Source organism: Ancylomarina salipaludis (genome assembly GCF_004122035.1).
In the GTDB taxonomy this organism is placed as follows: domain Bacteria; phylum Bacteroidota; class Bacteroidia; order Bacteroidales; family Marinifilaceae; genus Ancylomarina; species Ancylomarina salipaludis.
On sequence record NZ_SAXA01000006.1, the window covers coordinates 75,770 to 101,443 of the forward strand.

At 38.2% G+C, this 25,674-nt stretch carries 26 protein-coding genes; 4 read left to right on the plus strand and 22 right to left on the minus strand.

The window, feature by feature from the left end; translation table 11 throughout:
- Positions 1-126: 126 nt before the first annotated feature.
- From atpG to EO244_RS08085, 10 genes are all read right to left on the minus strand, one after another.
- Positions 127-1,002: an ATP synthase F1 subunit gamma gene (gene atpG / locus EO244_RS08040; protein ID WP_129254153.1), complete on the minus strand. Its 876-nt coding sequence runs from the start codon at positions 1,000-1,002 to the stop codon at positions 127-129.
- Between the two features lie 76 nt (positions 1,003-1,078).
- Positions 1,079-2,683: a F0F1 ATP synthase subunit alpha gene (gene atpA, locus EO244_RS08045; RefSeq protein ID WP_129254154.1), complete on the minus strand. Its 1,605-nt coding sequence runs from the start codon at positions 2,681-2,683 to the stop codon at positions 1,079-1,081.
- Positions 2,684-2,835: 152 nt separating this feature from the next.
- Entirely contained in the window at positions 2,836-3,369 is a 534-nt protein-coding gene (atpH, locus tag EO244_RS08050; protein WP_129254155.1) for an ATP synthase F1 subunit delta, read from the minus strand.
- A 52-nt stretch (positions 3,370-3,421) separates the two neighbouring features.
- Positions 3,422-3,916 carry a F0F1 ATP synthase subunit B gene (atpF, locus tag EO244_RS08055; RefSeq protein WP_129254156.1) on the minus strand — a complete coding sequence of 165 codons (495 nt, stop codon included), beginning with the start codon at positions 3,914-3,916 and terminating at the stop codon, positions 3,422-3,424.
- 111 nt (positions 3,917-4,027) lie between these two features.
- Positions 4,028-4,285, minus strand: coding sequence for an ATP synthase F0 subunit C (atpE, locus tag EO244_RS08060; protein ID WP_206734518.1), 258 nt, complete (start codon positions 4,283-4,285; stop codon positions 4,028-4,030).
- A gap of 84 nt (positions 4,286-4,369) precedes the next feature.
- On the minus strand, positions 4,370-5,458 hold the full coding sequence (gene atpB, locus EO244_RS08065; RefSeq protein ID WP_129254157.1) for a F0F1 ATP synthase subunit A: 1,089 nt from the start codon (positions 5,456-5,458) through the stop codon (positions 4,370-4,372).
- Positions 5,459-5,656: 198 nt separating this feature from the next.
- Complete coding sequence (locus EO244_RS08070; protein WP_129254158.1) at positions 5,657-6,028, minus strand: hypothetical protein; 372 nt, start codon at positions 6,026-6,028, stop codon at positions 5,657-5,659.
- Between the two features lie 76 nt (positions 6,029-6,104).
- A complete protein-coding gene (locus tag EO244_RS08075; protein WP_129254159.1) occupies positions 6,105-6,350 on the minus strand; it encodes an AtpZ/AtpI family protein in 246 nt (81 codons plus the stop codon).
- Positions 6,328-6,705: a bactofilin family protein gene (locus tag EO244_RS08080; protein ID WP_129254160.1), complete on the minus strand. Its 378-nt coding sequence runs from the start codon at positions 6,703-6,705 to the stop codon at positions 6,328-6,330. Before EO244_RS08080 ends, EO244_RS08075 begins: the two co-directional genes overlap by 23 nt.
- 395 nt (positions 6,706-7,100) lie before the next feature.
- Positions 7,101-7,679: a glutathione peroxidase gene (locus tag EO244_RS08085; protein ID WP_129254285.1), complete on the minus strand. Its 579-nt coding sequence runs from the start codon at positions 7,677-7,679 to the stop codon at positions 7,101-7,103.
- Between the two features lie 265 nt (positions 7,680-7,944).
- On the opposite strand from EO244_RS08085, the gene hemN reads away from it, so the two are divergent.
- From hemN to EO244_RS08100, 3 genes are all read left to right on the plus strand, one after another.
- Positions 7,945-9,309 carry an oxygen-independent coproporphyrinogen III oxidase gene (gene hemN / locus EO244_RS08090; RefSeq protein WP_129254161.1) on the plus strand — a complete coding sequence of 455 codons (1,365 nt, stop codon included), beginning with the start codon at positions 7,945-7,947 and terminating at the stop codon, positions 9,307-9,309.
- 51 nt (positions 9,310-9,360) lie between these two features.
- Complete coding sequence (locus EO244_RS08095) at positions 9,361-10,710, plus strand: YihY/virulence factor BrkB family protein (RefSeq protein ID WP_129254162.1); 1,350 nt, start codon at positions 9,361-9,363, stop codon at positions 10,708-10,710.
- 144 nt (positions 10,711-10,854) lie between these two features.
- Positions 10,855-11,637 carry an alpha/beta hydrolase gene (locus EO244_RS08100; protein ID WP_129254163.1) on the plus strand — a complete coding sequence of 261 codons (783 nt, stop codon included), beginning with the start codon at positions 10,855-10,857 and terminating at the stop codon, positions 11,635-11,637.
- A 52-nt stretch (positions 11,638-11,689) separates the two neighbouring features.
- Here the strand turns inward: EO244_RS08100 and EO244_RS08105 are convergent, their stop codons facing one another.
- From EO244_RS08105 to EO244_RS08125, 5 genes are all read right to left on the minus strand, one after another.
- Positions 11,690-12,706: a branched-chain amino acid aminotransferase gene (locus EO244_RS08105; protein WP_129254164.1), complete on the minus strand. Its 1,017-nt coding sequence runs from the start codon at positions 12,704-12,706 to the stop codon at positions 11,690-11,692.
- A 127-nt stretch (positions 12,707-12,833) separates the two neighbouring features.
- Positions 12,834-13,607 (minus strand): DUF2797 domain-containing protein, encoded by a 774-nt coding sequence (locus EO244_RS08110; RefSeq protein WP_241687959.1) that lies wholly within the window; start codon positions 13,605-13,607, stop codon positions 12,834-12,836.
- Between the two features lie 68 nt (positions 13,608-13,675).
- Positions 13,676-14,185, minus strand: a complete 510-nt coding sequence (locus EO244_RS08115) for a peroxiredoxin family protein (RefSeq protein ID WP_129254166.1) — start codon at positions 14,183-14,185, stop codon at positions 13,676-13,678.
- Between the two features lie 41 nt (positions 14,186-14,226).
- On the minus strand, positions 14,227-15,483 hold the full coding sequence (locus tag EO244_RS08120) for a peptidase U32 family protein (protein ID WP_129254167.1): 1,257 nt from the start codon (positions 15,481-15,483) through the stop codon (positions 14,227-14,229).
- A gap of 322 nt (positions 15,484-15,805) precedes the next feature.
- Positions 15,806-16,435: a DEAD/DEAH box helicase gene (locus EO244_RS08125; RefSeq protein ID WP_129254168.1), complete on the minus strand. Its 630-nt coding sequence runs from the start codon at positions 16,433-16,435 to the stop codon at positions 15,806-15,808.
- A 536-nt stretch (positions 16,436-16,971) separates the two neighbouring features.
- On the opposite strand from EO244_RS08125, the gene EO244_RS08130 reads away from it, so the two are divergent.
- Positions 16,972-17,655, plus strand: coding sequence for a transposase (locus tag EO244_RS08130; RefSeq protein WP_129254169.1), 684 nt, complete (start codon positions 16,972-16,974; stop codon positions 17,653-17,655).
- A gap of 121 nt (positions 17,656-17,776) precedes the next feature.
- Here EO244_RS08130 and EO244_RS08135 read toward each other — a convergent pair whose 3' ends face one another.
- The 7 genes from EO244_RS08135 to kamD form a co-directional block, all read right to left on the minus strand.
- Entirely contained in the window at positions 17,777-18,769 is a 993-nt protein-coding gene (locus EO244_RS08135; RefSeq protein ID WP_129254170.1) for an electron transfer flavoprotein subunit alpha/FixB family protein, read from the minus strand.
- Between the two features lie 12 nt (positions 18,770-18,781).
- Complete coding sequence (locus EO244_RS08140) at positions 18,782-19,564, minus strand: electron transfer flavoprotein subunit beta/FixA family protein (protein WP_129254171.1); 783 nt, start codon at positions 19,562-19,564, stop codon at positions 18,782-18,784.
- 105 nt (positions 19,565-19,669) lie between these two features.
- On the minus strand, positions 19,670-20,809 hold the full coding sequence (locus EO244_RS08145) for an acyl-CoA dehydrogenase (protein ID WP_129254172.1): 1,140 nt from the start codon (positions 20,807-20,809) through the stop codon (positions 19,670-19,672).
- 367 nt (positions 20,810-21,176) lie between these two features.
- Complete coding sequence (locus tag EO244_RS08150; protein WP_129254173.1) at positions 21,177-22,382, minus strand: acetyl-CoA C-acetyltransferase; 1,206 nt, start codon at positions 22,380-22,382, stop codon at positions 21,177-21,179.
- Between the two features lie 123 nt (positions 22,383-22,505).
- Positions 22,506-23,168, minus strand: a complete 663-nt coding sequence (locus tag EO244_RS08155; protein ID WP_129254174.1) for a 3-oxoacid CoA-transferase subunit B — start codon at positions 23,166-23,168, stop codon at positions 22,506-22,508.
- A 68-nt stretch (positions 23,169-23,236) separates the two neighbouring features.
- Positions 23,237-24,025, minus strand: coding sequence for a lysine 5,6-aminomutase subunit beta (gene kamE, locus EO244_RS08160; protein WP_129254175.1), 789 nt, complete (start codon positions 24,023-24,025; stop codon positions 23,237-23,239).
- A 70-nt stretch (positions 24,026-24,095) separates the two neighbouring features.
- Positions 24,096-25,649, minus strand: a complete 1,554-nt coding sequence (kamD, locus tag EO244_RS08165) for a lysine 5,6-aminomutase subunit alpha (RefSeq protein ID WP_129254176.1) — start codon at positions 25,647-25,649, stop codon at positions 24,096-24,098.
- Positions 25,650-25,674: the final 25 nt, after the last annotated feature.

The window sequence follows — 25,674 nt, forward strand, 5'->3', positions numbered from 1 at the left end:
TTAATAAAGCAATTTAAATTCTTACAAGCTCTGCAACAAAAGAAAATATCAGGTCGAAAACAAGAGCAAGCAAAAAAAATCCTCACCTTTTTGGGTGAGGATACAGCAAAAATTATTTTTAATATTTTATTGAGAAAGAGCGTTGGCTCCAGAAACAATCTCAAGAATTTCATTCGTAATTGCAGCCTGACGGGCCTGATTGTAATGAAGTTTAAGATCCTGAATCAGGTCGCTGGCATTATCGGTTGCCTTATGCATCGATGTCATTCGAGCCCCATGCTCTGAAGCAACAGAATCAAGCATCGCACCAAAGAATTGTGTTTTTAATGACTTAGGAACTAATTCACTAACAATAGCTTCTTTTCCTGGTTCGAAAATATAGTCTGAATGCGCATTCGCATCATCATTCTCCTCATTAACAATAGGTAAAAATTGCTCGTTAGTCAAGATCTGAACGCCTGCATTTTTAAAGCGATTGTACACCAGTTCAACCCTATCGTAATTCCCCTCAACATACTCTTTCATGATTGAACTTGCAATCGCTGAAGTATTTTCGAAGCTCATATCATCAAAAAGCTCATTATGATGGCCAATAACCTGATAAGCCTTAGATAAGTCTTTAAACCCCTTTTTACCGATGGCAAGAATCTTCAAACCTCCTTGTGCTCTCTGATTAGAATAAACTCCGTTAGCAAGTTCATTTACACGCTTAATCACGTTAGAATTGAAAGCACCACACAAACCCTTATTTGAGGTTATAGCAACCAATAAAACATTTTCAGCCTTACGTTCGCTACCATAAATATTATCCTCCGAATCACTCAAACTTCCTGATAAACTTCCAAGAATCTCCTGCAATTTGTCGGCATAGGGGCGAATTTGCAAAATCGCATCCTGAGCTTTCTTCAGCTTGGCAGCCGACACCATTTTCATCGCAGCAGTTACCTGTTTGGTTTTCTCTACGGATGAAATTCGGGTACGTATTTCTTTTAAATTGGCCATTCTATAATCAAATTAAATGGCTTTTGTAAATACCATTGACTTCCAAAACTTAAAAGCCAATGGTGTTATACTAAAGCTAGTTTTTATATTTCTCAGACACTTCTGCAGCAACCTGACGCATTGTATCTTGCGCTTGATCTGTATATTTTCCCGTTGCCAATTCGGCTAAAACATCTTTGTATTTCAACTCCATCATATCCAGGAAATCTTTCTCGAATTCCTTTGTTTTCTCAACAGGTACACTACGAAGTAAGCCCTGGCTACCACAGTATAAAATAGCAACTTGTCTTTCAACGGAGTATGGTGAATATTGTCCTTGCTTCAAAATCTCAACATTCTTAGCACCCTTATTAAGTACCGATAAGGTCGCCGCATCCATATCAGAACCAAATTTAGCAAAAGCTTCAAGTTCACGATATTGTGCCTGATCTAATTTCAAGGTTCCCGCCACTTTCTTCATCGACTTAATCTGAGCATTACCTCCAACACGAGATACTGAAATACCAACATTGATCGCTGGACGAATCCCTGCATTAAATAAGTCAGATTCAAGGAAAATCTGTCCATCAGTAATGGAAATTACATTGGTTGGGATATAAGCCGATACATCACCTGCCTGAGTTTCAATAATTGGCAAAGCGGTTAATGACCCTCCTCCTCTAATGATAGACTCTCCATTCTCATCCTTTGCATCAATCAAACTCTGAGGCAAATCATTCATTTGACGTGCAATATCATCAGAATTAATAATCTTAGCTGCGCGCTCTAATAAACGAGAGTGAAGGTAAAAAACATCACCTGGATAAGCTTCACGTCCTGGTGGGCGACGAAGTAGTAGGGACACCTCACGGTACGAAACCGCCTGTTTCGATAAATCATCATAAATAATCAGTGCAGGACGTCCCGTATCACGGAAAAATTCACCGATTGAAGCACCTGCAAATGGTGCGTAAAATTGGAGAGCAGCAGGATCAGAGGCAGTTGCCATTACAATAACCGTATAAGCCATTGCGCCATGATCCTCAAGTACTTTAGCAATATTAGCTACAGTAGAACCTTTCTGTCCGATTGCAACATAGATACAATAAACGGGCTCACCTTTATCGTAAAATTCTTTTTGATTGATAATGGTATCAATCGCAATGGCTGTTTTACCTGTCTGACGGTCACCAATAATTAACTCACGCTGTCCACGTCCAATAGGAATCATGGCATCAACTGATTTCAAACCTGTCTGAAGAGGCTCGTTAACGGGCTGACGATACAAAACCCCCGGAGCCTTACGTTCCAAAGGCATTTCATAAGTTTTACCTTGTATCGCACCCTTACCATCTACGGGTTCACCAATGGTATTGATCACACGCCCTAACATGCCTTCACCAACATTGATAGAAGCAATTCTATTGGTCCGTTTTACCGTATCACCTTCTTTAATCCCTCGGGTTTCACCAAGCAATACCGCTCCAACATTATCCTCTTCAAGATTAAGAACGATACCTAAAACACCATTCTGAAATTCGATCAGTTCATTTGATCCAACGTGTGACAAACCGTAAATACGGGCAATTCCATCACCCACTTGTAGTACGGTTCCAACTTCTTCAAGTTGCGCTTCGGTTTTTAGACCTTCTAATTGCTGCTTTAGAATTTCCGAAACTTCAGCAGGTTTAATACTAGCCATATTTTTTATTGCTTTTGTTACGATTCAAGACTTATGTATGAGATTCAAGACCCGCAAAATGCGATATTAAGGCTGATACAACCTCGTCTCAAACTTCAAAATTCTTTATTTATTTCTAATTTATAAGAGCTCGCTTAAACTTAAGTTAAATCTTATACTAATGCTCTTTTAATTCGATTCAATTGTGTAGAAACACTGGTGTCTAACTCCTGATCATCAACCCGAAGAATAAACCCACCTATGATATCCTTATCCAGAACTTCTTCTAATTCAATTTTTAAATTAAAAGCCTGTTTAAGCATTTCACCTAGCTTTGTTTTGCCTTCCTCATCAATCTGAACAGCAGTTGTTAATTTTGCAGATACAATGCCCTGATCTTTTCGGCATAAGGCCAAAAAATTACGAACCATATCTTTCATGAAAATTTCACGACGGTTTTGAAAAACCATATCCAGAAAGTTAAGCGTGAGGGCATCAAGCTTATCAGATAAGATCAATTTGACAGTCTTTCTTTTTTGAGACGTTTTAATCACCGGACTTTCAATCATCAACCAGAAATCCTTCACTGTATTGCAAAGTTCTCCAACAAGCTTCATGTCAGCCACAATCGTATCTAACATGCTTTTTTCTTTTCCCAATTGGAAAAGAGCTTTTGCATATCGAACCGAGATTTTACTTTCGTTCATATCTTCTAATTAATTGCAATCCCAAAGGGATAGATGTTCGACTTTCAGAGAATTAATTGATATTGACGTCCTTCATCAACTCCTGGAAATAATCCTTCTGTTGCTGATCATCTTCAAACTGATGACGTAAAACCTTTTCTGCAATCTCTACAGAAAGGGAAGCCACCTGTTTTTTTATCTCTCCTAAGGCAGCTACCTTATCATTTTCGATAGCTTTACGTGCTGATGAAACGACCTTTTCTGCTTCTTCAGTCGCTTTTGATTTAGCTTCCCTCACAATTTGGTCGCCCAACTCTTTAGCTTCCTTCAACATCAATTCTCTTTCTCGTCTGGCTGCTTTCAAAATCTCTTGATTGTCAGCCTGCAATTTAGCCATCTCTTCTTTTGCATTCTCAGCAGAAAGAAGCGCCTCCTTAATAGAATTATTGCGTTCCTCAATTGCATCAACAATTGAAGGCCAGGCATATTTCTTTAAAAGAAAAAAGACACTTGCAAAAGCAATAAACATCCAAATGAAAGTCCCCAATTCGGGAGTTACTAAGCCCATAGTATTCTATATTTTTTAATTACTGCTTGTAATTAATGATTTTTAATTGACATGTTGGGTCCCACAATTTGTCGCCGACAACCTCATTGAACAAATTGTGGGATAATACTATTAAAGTACGATAGCCAACAAACAAATAATGATTGCAAAGAAAGCAGCACCTTCAATAAGGGCAGCCGAAACAATCATGTTTGAACGGATATCTCCAGCAGCTTCTGGTTGACGGGCGATACTCTCAAGAGCAGATCCACCAATCTTACCAATACCGATACCAGCAGCAATAGCAGCTAATCCAGCGCCAATTGCAGCACCAAATTTTGCAAGAGCCACATTCGCAGCAGCTTGAAGAAGAATTGATAATGTAATCATGATAATTTAGTTTAAAATTTATAAAACTATAATGTCTCCCAAAAGGAGTTTGATTCAAATTTAAAAAACATAAAATCCAAGCTATTAATGATGTTCTTCCACTGCCATTCCAAAATAAAGGGCAGATAAAAGAGTGAACACATAAGCCTGAATTAAGGCAACCAATAACTCCAGTACATCCATGAAAATAACAAAGAAGACCGAAACAACTGATGTTCCCATTCCGAGTGCCGGATTCATTTCTCCAAATATGAAAATCAGTGAAATGAAGGCCAATACAATCATGTGCCCGGCTGTTATATTAGCAAAAAGTCGGACCATCAACACAAATGGTTTTGTGAAAACACCCATAAGTTCAACTAATGGCATCAAAGGCACAGGAAATTTCAACCACCAAGGTACTCCCGGCGTGTTGAAAATATGTTTCCAATAGTTTTTATTTCCATTTATTGTTGTAATAATAAAAGTAAACAGTGCTAAAACCATAGTAATAGTAATATTCCCTGTTACATTGGCCCCACCTGGTAAGAATGGCACCAATCCCATCATATTATTCAACCAAATAAAGAAAAAGATGGTCAACAAAAAGGGAACAAATTTTTTGTATTTTTTCTCACCAATAGCTGGCTTAGCAATCTCATCAATTACAAAAACGATGATAGGCTCTAAAAATGCTTGAAGTCCCTTAGGCTCCTGTCCTTTTCTCCTCGTGTAAGTTTTAGCAACTGAAATAAAAATTAACAGAAGAAATAACATTGATATTAACATGGCGACAACATTCTTTGTCATAGAAATATCAAAAGGTCTGACTTGATGACCATCAACCAGCTCAACCACTTTCCCTCTGTATTCACCCTCTTTAGCCAATTCGAATCCTTTATAAGATGAATGCCCATGATGAAAATTACTCGACATGAATATATGGAAGCCTGAGTGCTGAGAGTAAACAATTACAGGTAAGGGGGCAGTAAAATGAAAATCGCCATATGAAAAAACATGCCAATCGTACGCATCAGCAATGTGATCCATTATAAAGTTTCCAGGTTCAAATTTCTCTTTTTTGTGGCTCTCTTGATGAGTCTCGTGTTGTTGCTCATCGCTAACTGAAGCAAAAGCCGGAGTTAGACAGGTAAAAAAGAATGCGATAAGTAAAAGTCGATGAATGTGCTTCATTCCATTCGAAAATATCAGATTAATAAAACGGCATGTCACTTGCTTATGAAACAAGTTCCAACCGGAAATAACTTAAAATCAGTTCGGAACAAAACATGATAAAAACACCATGTTTTTCCCTTGGTACAAGGCCCTTTTTTTAAGCCCTCCAAATTTAATAAAAAAAAGACATAAGATACCAACTTGTCTTTATTTATCTCACTTTGACTTTAGACTCTTCACTAAAGACGTGACCTCGAATACTGTATAAAAAATATAACAGCTTGCAAAATACAAGATAAAACTCAGAGCTTCTGACCTATTCAAAAACACAAAAGCGATTACAATAGTCAAATTTAAAAATAGCTTGATAGAAAACCATGCCATAAAACTTGTATTAAATGCCATTGGACTTTTTTCTTTCTTTTTTAATAAGGCCGAATGCTGCACCAAATTAAAGATGAAAAAGTAGAGAATAATAAAGGGGAATATTGGATTAAACCAGGGGTTCAAAACCTCGTAAAATAATCCGGCAGTTAAAATCAGAAGAACCAAAGATAGTAATCCCAACTGAGAGATATGTTTTTTCATGTATTTCATTTTAAAATTATAATCCGTGTTTTGATTTTCTCAAAATCTTCATGAAAATACAGAAAGTCTGAGGATTTTAACTATCCTTCTTAAAAAAATCCTTGAGGGCTATATACAAAGAAAGTATCACCCCCAGAAATGCACCAAAAACTGTGAATCCTGGAAAATCGTTTTCCAGATATTTATCAGCTTGCATGCCCGCGAATAATACTAACAATATAACGGCAATCATTTGAAATGCCAGACCAGAATATCTGGCAGCTTCTCTCAATTGCCTTTTTTTCTTTTCAGCATCTACCTTATTTGACTGCTTTTTTTTCATCTTTTACGGCTGCTTCATTTCCCATTTTACATGTTCCTGTAAATTTAGCCCCAGGCTCAACAGAGATTTTTGCCGTATTGATATTACCCAAAATTAAAGCGGATGATTTAAGACTAATCAGTTCACTTACGTAAATATTCCCTTCAATACGACCAGAAACGTCAATTGTCTGACAAGTGATATCACCTTCAACTTTCCCTGTTGGGCCAACAACAACCTTGCCTTTTACAATGATTTTACCTTTTACAAAACCATCAATTCGGATGTCTCTTGAAGCTTCAATATCTCCATTAATAGAAGTTCCATCGCAAACTAAATTGACTGCTGTAGCCTGTACTTCGTTATTTCTGCTCATTTTATTTTTGCTTTTAAACATTTTAGTAATCAATTTTTAATCCCAACTTCATAATCCATTAAAAAAAATCAAGTCTTATAAAGATAGAATCTAATCCCACAAAAACAGAACACTTATCTATTCTGATTGATCGTTAATCAAAATATCGCATTCAATTTTTCAAGTTCCACAAATATAAAAAAAGCATACAGACCTACATCTTTTTTTAGCTTTTTTTAATTTTCTCACCACACTTTATATCAATCGAATTCAAATTCTAATGGCTTTCTCCCGGGATGAAACTCGAAACCTAAACGCGATGGATTGATTATTTATTGAATACATAACAAGAAAAAAGATGTCCGAAATATGGACATCTTAAATTTGAAATAAAAAATAACTCCAGCGAATTAAACTTAAAGATCACTTAGCATATCAGCGATTTCTTTTTCAAAATCTTTAGGCGGAACATTAGGCTCAATACGACGAACCAGCTTGCCACTTCTATCAATTATAAATTTGGTAAAATTCCATTTAATACCATTGCCTTCATAAATTTCCGGAAATTTCTCACTCAAAAAAGATTTGAATTTCTGCCCAGATGCTGAATCATCAAAACCCATAAATGGTTTTTGTGAGGTGAGCATTTTATAAAGTGGATGAGCATTTTCGCCCCTCACTTCCATTTTTTCAAACATGGGGAAACTAACCCCGTAATTCTTATGGCAAAACTCAGCTATTTCAGTTGCATTACCCGGCTCCTGTCCTAAAAACTGATTACAAGGGATACCCAATATAACCAGCCCCTGATTTTTATATTTTTCATACATGGCCTCCAATCCTTCGTACTGAGGTGTTAAACCACATTTACTGGCCGTGTTCACAATAAGAACCACTTTACCTTTAAAAGAACTCATTGGCACTTCCTCTCCCGATAAAGCATTCAATTTAAAATCATAAAATTTAGCCGGCTTTTGCTGAGCCTGTAAAGGCATTACAAAGAGACTCATCAGAATTATAGTACACATACTTATTGCTTTCATCTTTCTATTTATTTTATATTTATCAGGCAAGTTATTCATAAAAGATGAAATAAAAGACAAAATCATCCTAAATATTATTTCTCTAAACTCAATCTTATTAATCATAGAAAATAAAAACCATTTTAAGAGAAATATAACTAAGCGATGAACATTCACAAAAAAAGATATCTTTGTATGATTCAGTATAGATTTTGAAGAACAACCAAGTCATAATATTATGAATAAAGAAGCTCTAATAGATAAATATAACGTCCCCGTACCACGATATACCAGTTATCCAACGGTTCCGTTCTGGGGAAACGAAACACCTGATGTCAAGCAATGGTTCAAACATGTAAAACGTTGTTTTTCAGAATCGAACCAAACAAAAGGGATCAGTATTTATATTCATTTGCCATACTGCGAAAGACTTTGTACTTATTGTGCCTGCACTAAAGTTATCACTCGTAATCACAAAGTTGAGGATTCATATATTGATGCACTTCTACAGGAATGGCAAATCTATTTGAATGAATTCGATGAAAAACCTATACTTAGAGAACTTCATCTTGGTGGAGGAACGCCAACCTTCTTCAGTCCTGAAAATCTGAAACGATTAATAAATGGAATCAAGTCAGGTTCAACCTTGCACACCGAATATGAGTTCAGTTTTGAAGGTCACCCCAACAATACAACCCGTGAGCACATGCAAGCTCTATACGAAGTTGGTTTCAGAAGAGTGAGTTTTGGTGTTCAGGATTTTGACCCGGAGGTTCAGAGAGTCATCAACCGACTTCAATCCTACGAAACGGTTAAAGAAGTTACTGAAATTGCACGAGAAATCGGCTATCATTCGGTTAATTACGATTTGATTTATGGTCTTCCTAAACAAAAATTAAGCTCGATAAAAGATACGTTTGATAAAGTTTCTGAATTGAAACCTGACAGAATCGCCTATTATTCATACGCTCATGTACCCTGGAAAAGCAAAGGACAACGTTTGTTTACTGAAGAAGATATTCCAAACAGTGCCGGCAAAAGAGCGCTATACGACCTGGGAAAAGAAAAACTTGCTGAACTGGGCTACGATGATGTAGGAATGGATCACTTCTCACTACCACATGATAACTTATATCAAGCCAAAATTGAGAAGCGTCTCCACCGAAACTTCATGGGATATAACACGTCTCATACTGAACTTTTGATTGGTTTAGGGGCCTCATCTATCTCAGATGCAAAATATGCATATGCTCAAAATCCAAAAGAAATACACCTTTACAAAGCCGCCTCAGAAAAAGGCGAATTAAACTTGGTTAAAGCCTGTAACCTTACGGATGAAGATTTGCAAGTGAAAAAAGCCATCCTTGACATTTCGTGCAGAAGAGAGTTGGTGTTCTCAGATGAATTGAAACCTTATCTGGCTGAAACCATTGAGAGTGAGTTGCAGATTATGGCTGACGAAGGCATCTTAACGTTCGACACTGAGAAATTAGAAGTGACTGATTTGGGTATGACTTTCTTGCGAAATATCTGTAAGTTATTCGATAATCGACTTAGAAATGCCAAAGCAGGCGAGAGCAATATGTTTTCAAAAGCCATCTAATTTTGTAGCTTTACATAGCAATAGTGTATTGTTATTTAAAACGTCAGCAAAATGATCATTAAATTAAAGACCCGCTTCAATCAACTTATGAACTTCCTAAGTCAGGGTGTTTGGAGTATGCGTTTAAAAGATTTATCCGGTTCTCGTTATTTTTTGATGAGACAGTTGCGAATCTATTTATTGGCAATCAAAGGGTTTTACGAGGATAAGTGTCAGTTGAGAGCTTCTGCCCTCACCTTTTATTCTCTGCTATCTGTTGTTCCCGTTTTAGCGATGTTTTTTGGTATTGCCAAAGGTTTCGGTTTAGATCAGCGTCTGGAAAAAGAGCTTACCAAAAGTTTGGCTGGTCAGGAAGAAGTTCTTACCTGGCTGATTCAGTTTGCCAATAAAATGCTGGAAAATACCAAAGGAACTCTAATTGCGGGTTTAGGCTTTATTATTCTATTTTGGGCTGTTATCAAGGTTCTGAGCAATATTGAGGAGGCATTTAATGATGTTTGGCAAATAAAAAAAGGCCGAAGCTGGGGACGTAAATTTTCTGACTATACGTCCATCATGATTTTTGGACCGATTCTTCTCATTGGCTCCAGTGCTGTCACTGTTTTCATCAAATCAAAGGTCAGTGGGTTTATCGATGGGAATACCATGCTCGAAGCGGTTGGTCCCCTGCTGTTTTTCCTAATTAACCTGATTCCTTATGTTCTTGTTTGGGTTCTTTTCACAATCATATATGTGTTTATGCCCAACACGCGGGTTAATGTAAAATCAGGTATTCTGGCAGGAATTGTGGCAGGTACAATTTACCAGCTACTTCAGATTGTTTACATCGAATTTCAGGGAAGCGTCACCTCATACAACGCGATATATGGTAGTTTTGCAGCTTTACCTCTGTTCCTTATTTGGCTACAACTGAGTTGGCTTGTCGTCCTCTTTGGGGCTGAAATATCCTTTGCTGAACAGAATGTTGAGAGTTATGAATTTGAGGCTGAATCAACTCAAATTTCACACAGTTTCCGACGATTACTTAGTATAATCCTTGTTCATAAAATTGTCCGAAACTTTACACAGGATAAACGTCCATACCGTGCCAAAGATATCTCCCAGGAACTCGAAATGCCTATTCGTTTAACCCGTGAAATTATTTTTGATTTGGTTAATTGCGGACTCATATCAGAACTCACCACAGGAAGAGATAAGGAAACAGCTTACGCACCAGCCTTTGATATTGCAGATATGAGCCTAAACAGAGTCATCACCTCCTTGGAAGAATATGGCTCTGATGATATTCCTGTAAAAAAGGATAGGGTATATGACACCTTAACTCATCATATAAATGAGTATAAGATAAAATTTGAAAAAGAAAGTGGAAATGTGCTGTTGAAAGATGTTGAGATGGATTGATAATTTGTTTAACTATAAGTATGATGTAAATGGGAAAACTCAATATCTAAATTGAAACAACTGGACCCAACACATTTCCATCTATTGAATTGATTTAAAAGACAAGGACATAAAATTTAAATATTAATCCTAAATTAAATCCTCATGATTCGACTCCTATCAGTACTCATAGCAAGCGTTCTGCTCAACACATCCTGTTGTCTCAAAAATGATACAAAAGTTGAAACGCCTTGCCCCCAGAAGAAAAAACAATGTCCGGAACTGGTTGAATTTTATGCTCCGGATTCGCTTAAAATCTCAGCTCAACTTTATCAAATTGATGACAGTTCTCCTTTTATTTTACTTTGCCATCAGGCACGTTTTAATAAATTTGAATATGCTGGTATTGCTGAACGCCTGAACAATATGGGATTCAACTGTATGGCCATAGACCAGCGATCAGGAGGACCAATTGGCAATCAACAAAACCTCACCTGCTTAAGAGCTTTAAAGCTCGGCAAATCCATTGATTATCTTGATGCCGAACAGGATATCAAAGCTGCCATTCGTTATGCCAATACGAAACTCAACACCAGAGTTATTCTCTGGGGAAGCTCCTATTCATCAACTCTAGCCTTGTATTTGGCTGCCGAAATGGATGAAATTAGCGCTGTATTGGCCTTTAGCCCCGGTAATTATTTTGCCGATACAAAGGGTAGTCTCATCGATATCTTAAGTGACTTTAATAAGCCAATGTTCCTGACGAGTTCAAAACAAGAAGCAGAAGCGGTTAGCCAATTAATCGGCAAACACAAACTTGTCGAAAATCAAACCCAATTTATTCCCAAAGGCAATGGTCATCATGGATCAAAAGCTATGTGGATCAACCAAATTGACAGTGAAGAATATTGGCTTGCAGTCGCCCTTTTCTTAAAACAAGTGAAATAAAAAAGAGGGCGTTCATGCAGAACGCCCTCTCCTGTTTTATATCTCGAATGAATTAAAATTCGATGATCGTATTCCAGTTATGCTTGTCTTCAATCGTTCCGTACTGAATACCACGCAAAGTTTCATACAATTTAAAGCTTGTTTCTCCAGCCTCATCACCGTAGAAATAATCCACCTTATTATCCGCATCAACAATCTTACGAATTGGAGAAATAACAGCAGCAGTACCACAAGCTCCAGCTTCAGTGAAGTCAGCTAGTTCCTCTACAGTAATCTGTCTGCGCTCTACCTTCATTCCCAAATCTTCAGCAATCTGGCACAAACTTTTGTTTGTAATAGATGGCAAAATTGAATTCGACTTAGGAGTCACATAAGTGTTATCTTTAATTCCGAAGAAGTTAGCAGGACCACACTCATCAATGTATTTCTTTTCTTTTGCATCAAGGAATAATACTGCAGAATATCCCTCATCATGAGCACGTGTTCCACCTCTTAAAGATGAAGCATAGTTTCCACCCACTTTGATGGTACCTGTTCCCTGAGGAGCTGCACGATCGTACTCGCGATAAATCACATAATCAGTTGGTTTGAAACCTTCTTTGAAATATGGGCCTACCGGCATTACAAATACAGCAAAGGTATATTCCTTCGCAGGACTTACACCAACTTGTGCACCATTTCCAAAAAGAACCGGGCGAATATAAAGAGAAGCACCTGACTCATATGGAGGAATCCATCTTGCATTCAGTTTGATGGCTTTAATTACAGCCTCTTCAAACAATTCCAATGGCATTTCGGCCATCATGATACCATGAGACGAACTTTGAAGACGCTTTCCGTTCTCATCGATACGGAACACTCTTACTTTTCCATCAGGACCTTTAAATGCTTTTAAACCTTCGAAAGCTTGCTGTCCGTAATGTAATCCGGTAGCTGCAATATGTACATTTACCTGATCAGATGAAGAAACTTCTAATTCTCCCCATTTTCCATCACGATAGTGACAACGAACATTATAATCAGTTTTGGTATAACCAAAGCCAAATTCTTTCCAGTTTATATTTTCCATCTTTCGTTAAGAATTTTACGATTAGTAAAGGATATTTGTTGTGTTTTGTTCTTTTTAAGTATAAAATATACAACACAAAGATATCAAGATATTTGGTCTTTTCACCTTCAATTTGTTTGATTTTCGTCTATTCTACTTTCAATTCAACAAAATATCCGTTGTGTTTCCGAATATTTATAACTTTACCGTCTTCAAACATTAAATACTGCCCTTTTATCCCCTTCAACTCGCCTTCATACAAATCAAGTTTATCGAAACTAAGGCTAGTTATTTTTTCAGGATATTGCGCTACCGGATAATTCAATTCCCAAATATCATCTTCAGGACTCAAGTATTGCTGAAGTTCAGGATGCAACAAACCTGCAGCTTTTTGTTTCTCCATTTTTAAATCCACGGAGATCTCTCCCTCATCTTTAAGCATAGCTCTCCAATTGGTTTTATCAGCAAAATGCTCTTTCAGGGCAACCTCAATCACACCGGCAATATGTCGGTTTGGCGTTTTAGCAAGCTTTATAGCCCTTACTGCACCTTGGTCAATCCAACGGGTAGGAATCTGCGATTCACGCGTTACACCCACTTTTAAATTACTTGAATAAGCCAAATATACATAGTGAGGTTTCAATGCATGTTCTTTCGACCACTCCATATCTCTCGAAATGCCCAAATACGATTCATCCAGCTCCGGATTCATAATGCTGGTATCGGTTTCGGGCAAAGATTTAAAGCAAGTATAACAATAGCCTTGCGAAAATGAAGTCTTGGTTTGCTTGCCACAATGCACACAATTAATCTGATGCAGATACGTCCAGGTTAACTTTTTGCCAATAAGCCCGTTCATATCAACAAAAGCATCTCCAATAGGAAGTTCATAAGTAATCACATCCTTAAGTTGAGTTCGCATTTTAAGCAAGTTCCCTTTATATAGCATCAGTCTATCGAATTTATCAGTGTCTCTTTTTTACTTTAAATCTATTCTTTTATAGCCTTTTCAATAATTTCCATCATCTCATCCAGCTCTTTTTGAGAAAAGCCTTTCGCTTGAAATATGATCTTCCCTGTTTTATCGATAATGTAATTTCTAGGAATATATTTCTCGGCATACTTCTCGTAAATATGACGCTGAGGGTCAGCAGCTATAGGAAACGTAAATTTCTTTTTTGATTGAAACTTGTTCAACTCTGCCTTGGTATGCTGACGCCCGATTGATATCATCTTAAAATTCGCATTCTTAAATCGAGGCCAAAGCTGCTTTTCCAATTCAGGTAACTCTTGCATACAAGGACCACACCAGGTTGCAAAAAAATTGACCAAAACAACTTTACCTTTCAAATCGGATAGCTTAAAAACCTGGCCATCCAAGCTCGTCACCTCAAAATCCGGTGCAATTTGTCCTTTTGTCGTACGATCGCCTTCGGTTTCATCAGCCCACAAGCTGGTAGTAAAAACTAAAGCCAGTAATAGTAATGTCAATCTTTTCATCAGATGGGTTTTAAATTATTTAGTGGTCGGTTAATTCATTTTTATTGCAACAGATCATCATTGACGTCAACAATCTTATAAAGCTTATCTGATCGGCGAATCACCGTATCCAGGGCAATAGAAAAACTATCTCCTTTTACGGCTTTCTCAACAGGTTTCAAATCCACACGAATCTCTTCAATGGTTGTTTCCACCACGCCGGTTGTCGGTCCGGTAATTAAAATTTTATCGCCAACACACAATTCCTGTGATTCCAATAAAAACTCTGCGACCTTTATCTTATTAAAATAATTGGTTCCCTTTCCAATCAGCATCTTACGCTTGGTCGCACGATTACCATATTCAGAACTCCACTCACCAAGCTTTTGTCCCATATAGTAACCATCCCAGAAACCACGATTAAAAACCGTTGACAATTCTTCTTTCCAAACGGCAATCTTCTCCTCACCATAAGTCCCTTCCAAATAGGCATCAACAGCTTCACTATAACAATTCAATACGGTTTTTACATATTCCGGAGAGCGAGCCCGGCCTTCAAACTTAAGCACACGAACTCCGGCATCAATCAATTTATTTACAAAACCAATAGTACACAAATCCTTTGGCGACATGATGTATTGGTTATCAATCTCTAACTCGTTACCCGACTCTTTTTCAGTGACAGTGTAAGCCTTTCGACAGGTCTGCATGCAAGCGCCGCGATTGGCCGAAGATGCTTTTTCGTGAAGACTTAAATAACATTTACCCGATACGGCCATGCATAAAGCACCGTGAGCAAACATCTCAATCTGTACCAATTCGCCTTTCGGACCACGCACATCCTGTTTCTGAATTTGATAATGGATATTTGCCACCTGATCCAAGTTTAGTTCACGAGCCAAAACCACCACATCGGCAAACTGAGAATAGAATTTAACCGACTCGATATTGGTGATATTACACTGGGTTGAAATATGAACCTCAACGCCAATAGAACGCGCATATAAAATGGCTGATATATCAGAAGCAATAACTGCCGTCACACCATTCTCTTTTGCTGAATCAATCACCTCGTGCATCAGGTTAAGCTCGTTATCATACAAAACCGTATTCACAGTCAAGTAGGTTTTCACCTGATTTTCTTTACAGATCTTCACGATCTCACGCAGGTCGTCTTTTGTGAAATTATTCGACGATCGGGCACGCATGTTCAATTGTTCAATGCCAAAATAAATGGAGTTGGCGCCTCCCTGAATGGCAGCCATCAAGGATTCGTATGATCCAACGGGTGCCATTAATTCTATATCTGTTCGCTTCATGTGTTTCTAAAATGAACTGCCCCTTTATAAACCGGACAGCTTGTGGACTGAGATAAGAGAATCAATATCTCAACTTCGTTTTAATGATAGAATTCGTCTGAATTCCTGATTTTCAGCAAAAGTAATCTTTATCAAGCACTCATGCAATATATTAAAAGAAAGATGAGTCTTTTATTTTAGTCTAAACCTCACGCTCATACTTATTTAAGATCAGCATTCTATTTTTTCAGATTAAAACCAACTTCGTTTAATAAAATGAAAGCCATCGCTCTTTTTTTTAAGAACGATGGCTTTTTATATATTCGAGTTAATCCGCTTTCAATTACTGATCTTCTTCCTCCGCTTCAATCTCTACAATCTCAGGAGCAATCATATAATAGTCTACATAGTCCTGAATTCGCACATTCATTTCCGTTGTGAAAATAATCCGTTGACATTCCGGAACATTAGTTGTCAATCGATCGATCTGAGATGTAATTTCGTGCTTAAACACAGCCTGTGCATCGTCGATGATATACATTTTCAGACGATTCAAATTCATTCCCGAATTGGAATAAAGCTCATTCAGGAATTTAGCCGGTCCAATCAACACATCGCAACCCGCATACACTCTATCGCGCTGTTTTAAAATATTCTCGCCCTGATAAACCGGAAAAACACGCAAATCAGTATGACCACCCAACAAATCGAACTGCTCCTTTATCGCATCGGCCTTTGCTCTGTCTTCCACAACAATTAGGGCACGGGGAACATCTTCAAACGCCTCTTTCAATTGCTGAATAACAGCAATCACGATAGCAGAAGTTTTACCCGATTTTTCCGGCGCAATAAAGAGACCATCACGTCCACTTTTCATCTTTCCAATACTTTGTTTTTGTATGGGAGTTGGCTTTTCAAATCCCTCCTGTTCAAGGGCTATCAATAGCTGTTCGTCTAGTTTCTTTAAAAACATATTTTCTAATTAATCAGTACCATCAATCAAAATCCTTAAAAAAGACTATTGATGTAAAATTCAGCTACAAAGATGGCAATTATCCCAAGGAAAGTGAAATTTAGATGGAAAATAGCTGACATTGAATTATAAAATATAAGATGAGTAATTAAAGATAAATGCATGAAAATGCAAAAACATCTAATTGTATTTAATATAAATAACCGAAATCAAACCCATTCAAGTAAAATAGATAAGATTTACTTGCCTTGGGCGTGAGCTTTGGCTTCTAGTCGATTCTATTTAGATCGTGTTGTTAACCATATCTATATTCATACCAAAGCGCTAGCTTAATTGAATCGTTAAACTCTGACGGGTCTGCGCCTCCGTCAGGTTTCAAACTAAACCAAACGGAAACCTACCAGAGTCCGAAGGACCTGATAGAGTTGACAATCTTACACAAATAAAACCAGTCAGATCAAACTCACAAGCTTATTTTGTTAATCATATAATTTCTCGTTAAATTCATACTTGCTTTAACCTAAACACAAAGCAATATGACAACAACTCATATTCCCTTAGAGTTTGAATCCTATTATCATATTTATAATAGAGGTATCAACCGATGTGATTTATTTCGAGAATCAAAAGACTATAAACATTTCTTAAGACTGTATGAGAAGTATATTGAGCCTATTGCAGATACTTTTGCTTGGGTTTTGATGCCTAATCATTTTCATTTGCTGATTAGAATAAAATCGGAGAAGGAAATTGGAATCTACAAAAATTTAAACTCTGACGGGGCTAAAGACTCTGTCAGGTTTCAAACTAAACCAAACGGAAACCTATCAGAGTCCGAAGGACCCGATAGAGTTGGTATTAAAAAGCCAAATCCCACAAAACACTTTTCACATCTTTTTAATGCTTACGCAAAATATATTAACAAAAAATACCAGCGAACGGGGTCTCTATTTGAACACCCGTTCAGAAGAAAACGGGTAGAAGATGAAACTTATCTCAGGACATTGGTCCTATACATCCACAACAATCCAATCCATCACAATTTTACTGATATGGCAGTAGATTACCCTTGGAGTAGCTATCTAACTTGCATATCGGTAAAACCAACAAAATTACAAAAAAACGAAGTTATTGGTTGGTTCGATGATGAAGCTAATTTTAAGTTCATGCATCAGCAACATGTCGACTTTATGAAACTAGAGGAATGGTTGGATATTTAATACTTCATCTCTTTGACGGGTCTAAAGACTCCGTCAGGTTTCACCAAAGAAAAAGCCTGACAAGTTTTATCTACATCGTGTAAATAAATTTGTCAGGCTTCAAATATTATAAGCGACAAGATTATTTCTTCAATCTCTCGTTTAGTTTTTTAATGATTTGCTTGGCATCGCCCACAATACCCAAGTCAGCTACCTGAAAAATAGGTGCGTGCTTATCTTTATTTACAGCGATGATCAAATCAGAATCTTCCATCCCCGCAACGTGCTGAATGGCTCCTGAGATACCAAATGCGAAGTAAAGATCCGGACGAACTGTTTTACCGGTTTGTCCTACCTGACGATCGTGACCAATATAACCTGCATCAACCATAGCACGAGACGCTGAAACCTCGGCATCAAGTGTTTTTGCCAAAGCATCCATCGCTTCGAAACCTTCCTGGTTACCAATACCACGACCTCCTGAAACCAAAATACGGGCTTCGGTAATATCGATAAGATCAGTTTGTTCTTTAACGGTTTTAACCAATTTCACCTTAATCTTTGATGCATCAAAATCAACTTTATAATCTGTAATGATTCCTTCACGACTTGTATCAGTATCCATCGCGAATAATACACCCGGACGAACTGTTCCCATTTGCGGACGGTGATTCTTACAAACAATAGTTGCCATTAGGTTACCCCCAAAAGCCGGACGTGTCATCAATAATTCGCGGTTCGCTCCTACCTCAATCTTTGTACAGTCTGCGGTCAAACCTGTTTTAACACGAGCTGAAATACGAGGTCCCAAATCACGACCAATAGTGGTTGCTCCAATTAGGACTGATTCCGGTTTTCTATCACCAATGATCTTGCAAATAGCCTGAGCATAAGGTTCAGTGGTATAATCAGCCAATTCAGGCGCATCAACGACCAAAACCTCATCGGCACCCGCAGCAATTAATCCTTGAGCTTTATCGGCAATATGATGCCCCAAAAGCATAGCGTAAACCTTATCGTTTAATTCATCAGCCAATCGTCGTGCTTGTCCCAAAAGTTCCAATGCCACATTCTGAACAAGACCTTCGCGTTGCTCAACAAATACGTATATGCCTTTGTAATCTTCTAAATTCATAGTCTCAACGATTTATAGAATGAATTTTTCTTTCATCTTGTTAATAATGATTCCTACAGCCTCATCGGTTTCCACTTCGTAAAGTTCACCTGCTGGTTTCAAACCACGGGCAAAAGCTTTGTGAACACTGGTTGGCGATCCCTTAAGACCCAAAAGAGTCTCATCCACTTCGATTTGGTCTTTACCCCAGATCTCAACTTCTTTTTGGTAAGCGTCTACTATACCACCAACACTCATGTAACGAGGGTTGTTAGCCGAAGCAAGTACAGTCACCACACAAGGTGCTTCCACTTCAAGAATCTGGTAACCCTCTTCGATATGACGTTTCATGGTGAAGGTTTTATCGCCATCAAACTTCAAATCCTCAAGGTATGATACCTGAGGTAAATCAAGATGCTCAGCAATCTGAGGCCCCACCTGAGCTGTATCACCATCAATCGCCTGACGACCGGTAATCAAAAGGTCAAAATCAAGCTTTTTAAGCGCTCCTGCAAGCGCATATGATGTTGCAAGGGTATCTGCTCCTGCAAATTTTCTATCGGTCAAAAGGATAGCTCTATCGGCTCCCATTGCGAATGCTTCACGAAGGATCAAATCCGCTTGCGGAGGCCCCATCGTAATTACAGTAACGTGAGCACCCTGTTCTTCTTTTAACTGTAGCGCCATTTCCAAACCACCCTTATCATCCGGGTTCATAATGCTTGGTACGCCTTCTCTGATTAGTGTTCCTGTTTTTGGATCGATTTTAATCTCAGTGGTATCAGGAACCTGCTTTATACAGACAACTATTTTCATTTTCTTATTCTTTTAGATTCTCGTAACTGTTTTCAGATATCAGTTTTCGGATATCGGTAAACTGACAACAGAAAACCGACAACTGATAGCGTGTACGCCAAATACTTACTTAAGCATATTAGCTGAAATCACCATTCTTTGAACTTCAGAAGTTCCTTCGTAGATCTCAGTAATTTTAGCATCACGCATCATACGTTCAACCGGGTATTCGCGAGTGTAACCATAACCCCCGTGCAATTGAACGGCTTTATTTGTTACTTCCATAGCTGTTTCGGCTGCATAAAGCTTAGCCATAGCTGCATCAACAGAATAAGGAATTTTCTGATCTTTTTTGTAAGCTGCTTTGCGAACCAACATACGTGAAGCCTCAGTCTTGGTGTTCATATCAGCCAACTGGAATTGTGTATTCTGGAAAGCAGAAATGGCACGACCAAACTGTTTTCTTTCTTTCACATATTTCACCGTCTCATTAATTGCTCCCTGAGCTAAACCAAGAGCCTGAGCTGCGATACCAATACGACCACCATCAAGGGTTTTCATCGCAATACCAAAACCCTTACTCAATTTACCCAGCATGTTTGTTTTAGGCAATACGCAGTTTTCGAAGATTAGCTCACAAGTTGCAGAACCTTTGATTCCCATTTTCTTCTCTTTCTTACCGATAGAAAAACCAGGTGTTCCTTTTTCAATGATGAAAGCTGTGATTCCACGAGTTCCCTGCGACTTATCAGTCATGGCAAAAATCACATAAACATGTGCATATTCTGCATTGGTAATGAAAATCTTAGATCCATTAATGATATAATTATCACCATCTTCAACCGCAGTTGTTTGCTGACCAGCAGCATCCGTACCTGCATTGGGTTCAGTTAAACCAAAAGCACCAATCCACTCACCCGAAGCAAGCTTTGGTAAATACTTTTGTTTCTGTTCTTCAGTTCCGTTCTCCAGAATAGGCGCTGCACACAAGGATGTATGAGCTGAAACAATAACACCAGTTGTTCCACAAACCGCTGAAAGTTCTTCAACAGCCATAGAATACATCAGGTTATTACCTCCTGCACCACCATATTGTTTGGGGATAGGAATACCCATGATTCCAATCTTCGCCATTTTCTCAACCGTTTCGATTGGGAAACGCTCTTGCTCATCAATCTCTGCAGCAAGTGGTTTCACTTCGTTTTCAGCAAAATCCCTAATCATTTGCTGGAACAATTCCTGTTCTTTTGTAAGGCTAAAGTTCATTAATGTATTGTTACAAAATTTAAATTTCAAATCAAGTGTAAAACCTAATCCGGAAAAAATTCTTTAATTGCTAATTTTCACTACAAAGAAAGCTTAGGAAAAACGAATTTCGATACAACATGATATGTTATATATCAGAAAATTACATTTTCTCAACACAAACATTACAAGTTGTTAAATACTTAACAATACGTCGAACAAATAACTCTTTCAACCAAAATATAAAGTTCCTCTCCTATTTTGTTTCTCCAACTCCTCTTTCACACAATCAAAAAAAAAATCGGCTGTTAGTTTTTTACAAACCAACAACCGATTATATATGATACAATTAAGACTAAAGTTAGTCTCAACACATACTTAGAACTTCTTAAACGTTTTTAAGAATCAAAGCCGTTCCCATACCACCACCAATACAAAGTGATGCTAATCCAAATTGCTTGTTCGTACGTTTCATTTCGTGAATCAAACTAACTGTGATACGAGTTCCTGATGCACCAATTGGATGACCTAAAGCAATCGCTCCACCATTCATATTGCATCTTTCCTGAAAGAACTCAGGCGCAACACCATGATCTTCGCACAACTGCTTAACCACACCCAATGATTGTGCAGCAAAAGCTTCATTCAACTCCAACACTTCCATGTCAGTTAATTTCATATTTGCCTTTTTCAAAGCGCTGGCAATAGCAGGAACGGGTCCCATACCCATGATAGCTGGATCAACACCCCCCTGACCCGTTGCTACAATTTCAGCAAGAGGTGTTAAGTTGTGCTCTTTTACAGCTTCTTCAGATGCAACAAGAACGAATGCTGCACCATCGTTAATACCCGAAGCATTACCGGCAGTTACCGTACCATCCTTTTTGAAAGCCGGACGTAAACCACCTAATTTTTCTTCGCTGGTTCTACGATTGATAAACTCATCCGCATCGAAAATAATGGTTTCTTTACGTGATTTGATCTCAACCGGAACAATCTCATTTTTAAAATGACCAGCATCCTGAGCTGCGATCGCTTTTTGTTGCGAAGCAAATGCAAAAGCATCCTGCTCTTCACGTGTCAAGTTATATTTTGAAGCGATATTCTCAGCCGTAATACCCATATGGTAACCTTCAAAAGCATCAGTCAAACCATCGAATACCATGTGGTCGATAGCCTTAAGATCCATCATTCTATGTCCCATTCGAACATTTCCCGGCATAACAAAACCAGCAGCTGACATATTCTCAGTACCACCGGCAATAATCAGATTCGCTTCACCTGATTTGATATTTGCATAAGCCAAATTGATGGTCTTCATTCCTGAACCACAAATCATATTGATTCCGTAGGCTGGCACCTCTTGAGGCACACCTGCTTTAATTGAAGCCTGACGAGCAACTCCCTGACCTTGTCCTGCCATAAGAATATTTCCTACAACAACTTCGTCAAGTTTAGATGCATCGATCTTAGTTTCTTCAATGATATTTTTGATAACGCCCGCAGCCAAATCAGCAGCAGTAACCGGAGTTAAACTTCCTAAAAATTTTCCTAAAGCCGTTCTTTTGGCTGCAACGATATATACTTTACTCATGATGTTTGTAATTGACAATTAGTGATTAGCAATTATTAATTTAAAAGTAAATTGTTTGAATGAGATGAATAGTGAATTGAAATTATTGCTAATTACTCATCACTAATCGTTAAACATTCTATATTAGGCTTGTTTCATTTCAGCTAGATCCTCAGCAATAATCAATTTTGCATCGGTCGCTTCCTGTACTTGTTCAACTGTGAACACCGGATTAATCTCAGTTAAAAGAATGCCTTCCGGAGTAATTTTCATCACACCCATTTCAGTGATAATCATCTCAACTTGTCCTGCAGCAGTTAATGGCAAATCACATTGTGTCATGATCTTATGATTTCCTCGTGCAGTGTGCTCCATCGATAGGATAACACGTTTAGCACCAACGATAAGGTCCATTGCACCACCCATTCCCGGAGTTTTCTTGCCTGGAATCATCCAGTTAGCAAGATTTCCTTTTTCATCAACCTGAAGAGCACCTAGAAAAGTAACATCAACATGTCCGCCTCGGATAATAGCAAAAGAAGTTGCAGAGTCAAAACTACTGGCACCTTGCTTGTATGTAATATGTCCGCCACCAGCATTTACAAAATCCTTATCTTCTTCACCTTCGGCTGGAACAGCACCCATGCCAAGCAAACCATTCTCCGATTGAAGAATGACGTTAATATTTTCAGGGACATAATTAGGAATAAATGTAGGCAAACCAATTCCTAAGTTTACTACATCACCATCTTGTAATTCGAGAGCAGATCGCTTTGCAATAATCTCTCTGATTTCTTTTTTATCCATTGTGGTATGTTGTTGTTTTTATTTTTTCGCAGAGACGCACGGTCGTGCGTCTTTACGAAATTATAAGTCTATTGGTTAATTCTTCTATCAAGTTCCTGAGCCAAATATGAAGCGACATCATCAGCATATTTATTCATGCCGAAACCTGCATCATAACCAAGCTCTTTTGCTAATTCATGAGAAATACGAGGACCTCCGCAAATTAAAATCACCTTATCACGTAAACCTTCTGCCTCAAGCATTTCAACCAATTCAACAAGATTTTGAATGTGAACATCTTTTTGGGTAACGGTTTGCGAAACCAAAAGTACATCAGCTTTCATTTCGATAGCCTTAGCAATGAACTCCTCGTTTGGTACCTGAGATCCCATATTTAGAGCCTCAATCATCTCGTAACGCTCCAAACCGTAGTGACCTGCAAAACCTTTCATATTCATAATTGCATCGATACCCACAGTGTGCGCATCAGTACCTGTACTGGCACCAACTACGACAACCTGACGTCCGATATGTTCTTTAATGAAATCATCCGTCTCGTGCATATCCATAGTCGTTGACTCAACCTTTGGTACAACGATGCTTGTATAATCAACCGTGTGAATTGAACTACCATAGCAGTTGAAAAAAGTAAAACCTTCCATAAGTTCCTGTACAAAAACAACCTGTACATCTTCGAAACCCATTTTTCTCATCATTTGCTTAGCAGCTTCAATAGCCTCCTCGCCTTTAGCGACAGGAAGTGTGAAACTTACCTGTGTTTTACCATCATTCATGGTATCGCCGTAAGGCTTAATTTTAGTTAGATCTAAGGTCTTATCGAAATCATTCGAACTGGTAGAATAAAGTCCTCCACTCATTTTGCTTATCTCCTATATTTTATTTGAGTCGATCCTTATTGGCAATCGACTCTTTATCATTATCAAATAACTAGTTTTTCTTCATTAAAGCCACAAAAGGATTGAAGTAGTTGCTTCCTTTTTCCACAACACCATCAAGACCTTTACCACCATTCTTTGGACGCTTGATATCAGCGAAAATTCCTTTTTCAAGTGCAGTAAACATCCCTTCTTTTTCAATCTTCTCAAGCAATTCAATTGAATCAGCAAGAATTTTTTGAGCTCTCTTACGAATGATACCATCCTCCTTAAACTCAACCTCATCGCCAATATTCTTCATATTGTTGAAGATATATTTTGCATTCTCAAGAGAAAGGTAACGGTCAGACATGAATGGAGTATGAATTGCTTCAGTCAACATACCCAATAATTGGATTCCCTGACCAGTCCAAATTGAAATCTGATTAAACAAAGCATCCTGTACGTTTCCTTTGAAGATATTACCCGTCATGAATTTTGTAGGAGGCATATACTTTAGAGGTGCCTTAGGGAAGATCTCACGAGTCATTTGTGCTTGTGCCAATTCGTAAAGGAAACCATTCTCAAGGCCTGGCTCCATTTCGAAAGCATGACCTAATCCCATTTGCTCTTCAGGAAGATCAGCGATAAGCGCTAACTGTTCATTGATAAAGTCAGAAGCCAATACAGTATGAGCCTCATCGAATGCATCAGCAGTTGTTAGGTAATTATCTTCACCTGTATTGATGATTACACCTGCGAAACCGTTCAATACTCTTGAGAAGTATTGGTCTACAAGCGTACGTTGCATATTGATGTCACGGAAAAGGATACCGTAAAGGGCATCATTCAACATCACATCCAAACCTTCCAAAGCACCCATGGCTGCAATCTCAGGCATACACAAACCAGAACAGTAGTTACAAAGACGAATATAACGGCCTTCTTCTTCACCAATCTTATCAAGGTGAGTACGCATGATACGGAAGTTCTCCTGAGTCGCCACAGTACCACCGAAACCTTCAGTCGTTGCACCATAAGGCACATAATCAAGTAGTGACTGACCTGTTGTACGAATTACAGCGATAATATCAGCACCCTGACGAGCTGCAGCTTCAGCCTGAACCACATCTTCGTAGATGTTACCAGTCGCTACAATTACGTATAAGTAAGGCTTAGGACCTTCACCAATGGTTTTGATATAGTTATCTCTTTTGGCTTTACGAGCCTTGATTTTATCAATACAATCGTTGATGTATGGCTTAAGAGCTTCATGAGCCTCTTCAACTGAATGACTAGGCAATTGTGTGATATCCAATTCCCCTGCTGCAATTTTCTCAGCAGCTTGTTGCGGATTTAATCCTGCTTCAATCACTGCATTTCCTAGAAAATACATCACCCCTTGGTTAAGAACACCTTTGTCCTTAATCTCATCAACAACAACATTAGGAAGAGGTACTTCGTTGTTATCAACACCATCAATCCCCAAAAGACGACACAAGGTACGCTCTACAGCTACTGTTGTGTAGCCCTCAACAAATTCCTGAACGTTGTCAGCAATTTTTCTCGAAACGCCCTTTGCGTAGTTAACTTTATCAAAGTCAAGACCTAGTTTACTCCTTTGCATTTTTGTTCTATGTTTAGATATTTGA

Bases quoted from the DNA above. Each gene is read 5' to 3' on its own strand.
- atpG (WP_129254153.1), bottom strand. From the start codon at position 1,002: ATGGCCAATTTAAAAGAAATACGTACCCGAATTTCATCCGTAGAGAAA.
- atpA (WP_129254154.1), bottom strand. From the start codon at position 2,683: ATGGCTAGTATTAAACCTGCTGAAGTTTCGGAAATTCTAAAGCAGCAA.
- atpH (WP_129254155.1), bottom strand. From the start codon at position 3,369: ATGAACGAAAGTAAAATCTCGGTTCGATATGCAAAAGCTCTTTTCCAA.
- atpF (WP_129254156.1), bottom strand. From the start codon at position 3,916: ATGGGCTTAGTAACTCCCGAATTGGGGACTTTCATTTGGATGTTTATT.
- atpE (WP_206734518.1), bottom strand. From the start codon at position 4,285: ATGATTACATTATCAATTCTTCTTCAAGCTGCTGCGAATGTGGCTCTT.
- atpB (WP_129254157.1), bottom strand. From the start codon at position 5,458: ATGAAGCACATTCATCGACTTTTACTTATCGCATTCTTTTTTACCTGT.
- EO244_RS08070 (WP_129254158.1), bottom strand. From the start codon at position 6,028: ATGAAAAAACATATCTCTCAGTTGGGATTACTATCTTTGGTTCTTCTG.
- EO244_RS08075 (WP_129254159.1), bottom strand. From the start codon at position 6,350: ATGAAAAAAAAGCAGTCAAATAAGGTAGATGCTGAAAAGAAAAAAAGG.
- EO244_RS08080 (WP_129254160.1), bottom strand. From the start codon at position 6,705: ATGAGCAGAAATAACGAAGTACAGGCTACAGCAGTCAATTTAGTTTGC.
- EO244_RS08085 (WP_129254285.1), bottom strand. From the start codon at position 7,679: ATGCCTTTACAGGCTCAGCAAAAGCCGGCTAAATTTTATGATTTTAAA.
- hemN (WP_129254161.1), top strand. From the start codon at position 7,945: ATGAATAAAGAAGCTCTAATAGATAAATATAACGTCCCCGTACCACGA.
- EO244_RS08095 (WP_129254162.1), top strand. From the start codon at position 9,361: ATGATCATTAAATTAAAGACCCGCTTCAATCAACTTATGAACTTCCTA.
- EO244_RS08100 (WP_129254163.1), top strand. From the start codon at position 10,855: ATGATTCGACTCCTATCAGTACTCATAGCAAGCGTTCTGCTCAACACA.
- EO244_RS08105 (WP_129254164.1), bottom strand. From the start codon at position 12,706: ATGGAAAATATAAACTGGAAAGAATTTGGCTTTGGTTATACCAAAACT.
- EO244_RS08110 (WP_241687959.1), bottom strand. From the start codon at position 13,607: ATGCGAACTCAACTTAAGGATGTGATTACTTATGAACTTCCTATTGGA.
- EO244_RS08115 (WP_129254166.1), bottom strand. From the start codon at position 14,185: ATGAAAAGATTGACATTACTATTACTGGCTTTAGTTTTTACTACCAGC.
- EO244_RS08120 (WP_129254167.1), bottom strand. From the start codon at position 15,483: ATGAAGCGAACAGATATAGAATTAATGGCACCCGTTGGATCATACGAA.
- EO244_RS08125 (WP_129254168.1), bottom strand. From the start codon at position 16,435: ATGTTTTTAAAGAAACTAGACGAACAGCTATTGATAGCCCTTGAACAG.
- EO244_RS08130 (WP_129254169.1), top strand. From the start codon at position 16,972: ATGACAACAACTCATATTCCCTTAGAGTTTGAATCCTATTATCATATT.
- EO244_RS08135 (WP_129254170.1), bottom strand. From the start codon at position 18,769: ATGAATTTAGAAGATTACAAAGGCATATACGTATTTGTTGAGCAACGC.
- EO244_RS08140 (WP_129254171.1), bottom strand. From the start codon at position 19,564: ATGAAAATAGTTGTCTGTATAAAGCAGGTTCCTGATACCACTGAGATT.
- EO244_RS08145 (WP_129254172.1), bottom strand. From the start codon at position 20,809: ATGAACTTTAGCCTTACAAAAGAACAGGAATTGTTCCAGCAAATGATT.
- EO244_RS08150 (WP_129254173.1), bottom strand. From the start codon at position 22,382: ATGAGTAAAGTATATATCGTTGCAGCCAAAAGAACGGCTTTAGGAAAA.
- EO244_RS08155 (WP_129254174.1), bottom strand. From the start codon at position 23,168: ATGGATAAAAAAGAAATCAGAGAGATTATTGCAAAGCGATCTGCTCTC.
- kamE (WP_129254175.1), bottom strand. From the start codon at position 24,025: ATGAGTGGAGGACTTTATTCTACCAGTTCGAATGATTTCGATAAGACC.
- kamD (WP_129254176.1), bottom strand. From the start codon at position 25,649: ATGCAAAGGAGTAAACTAGGTCTTGACTTTGATAAAGTTAACTACGCA.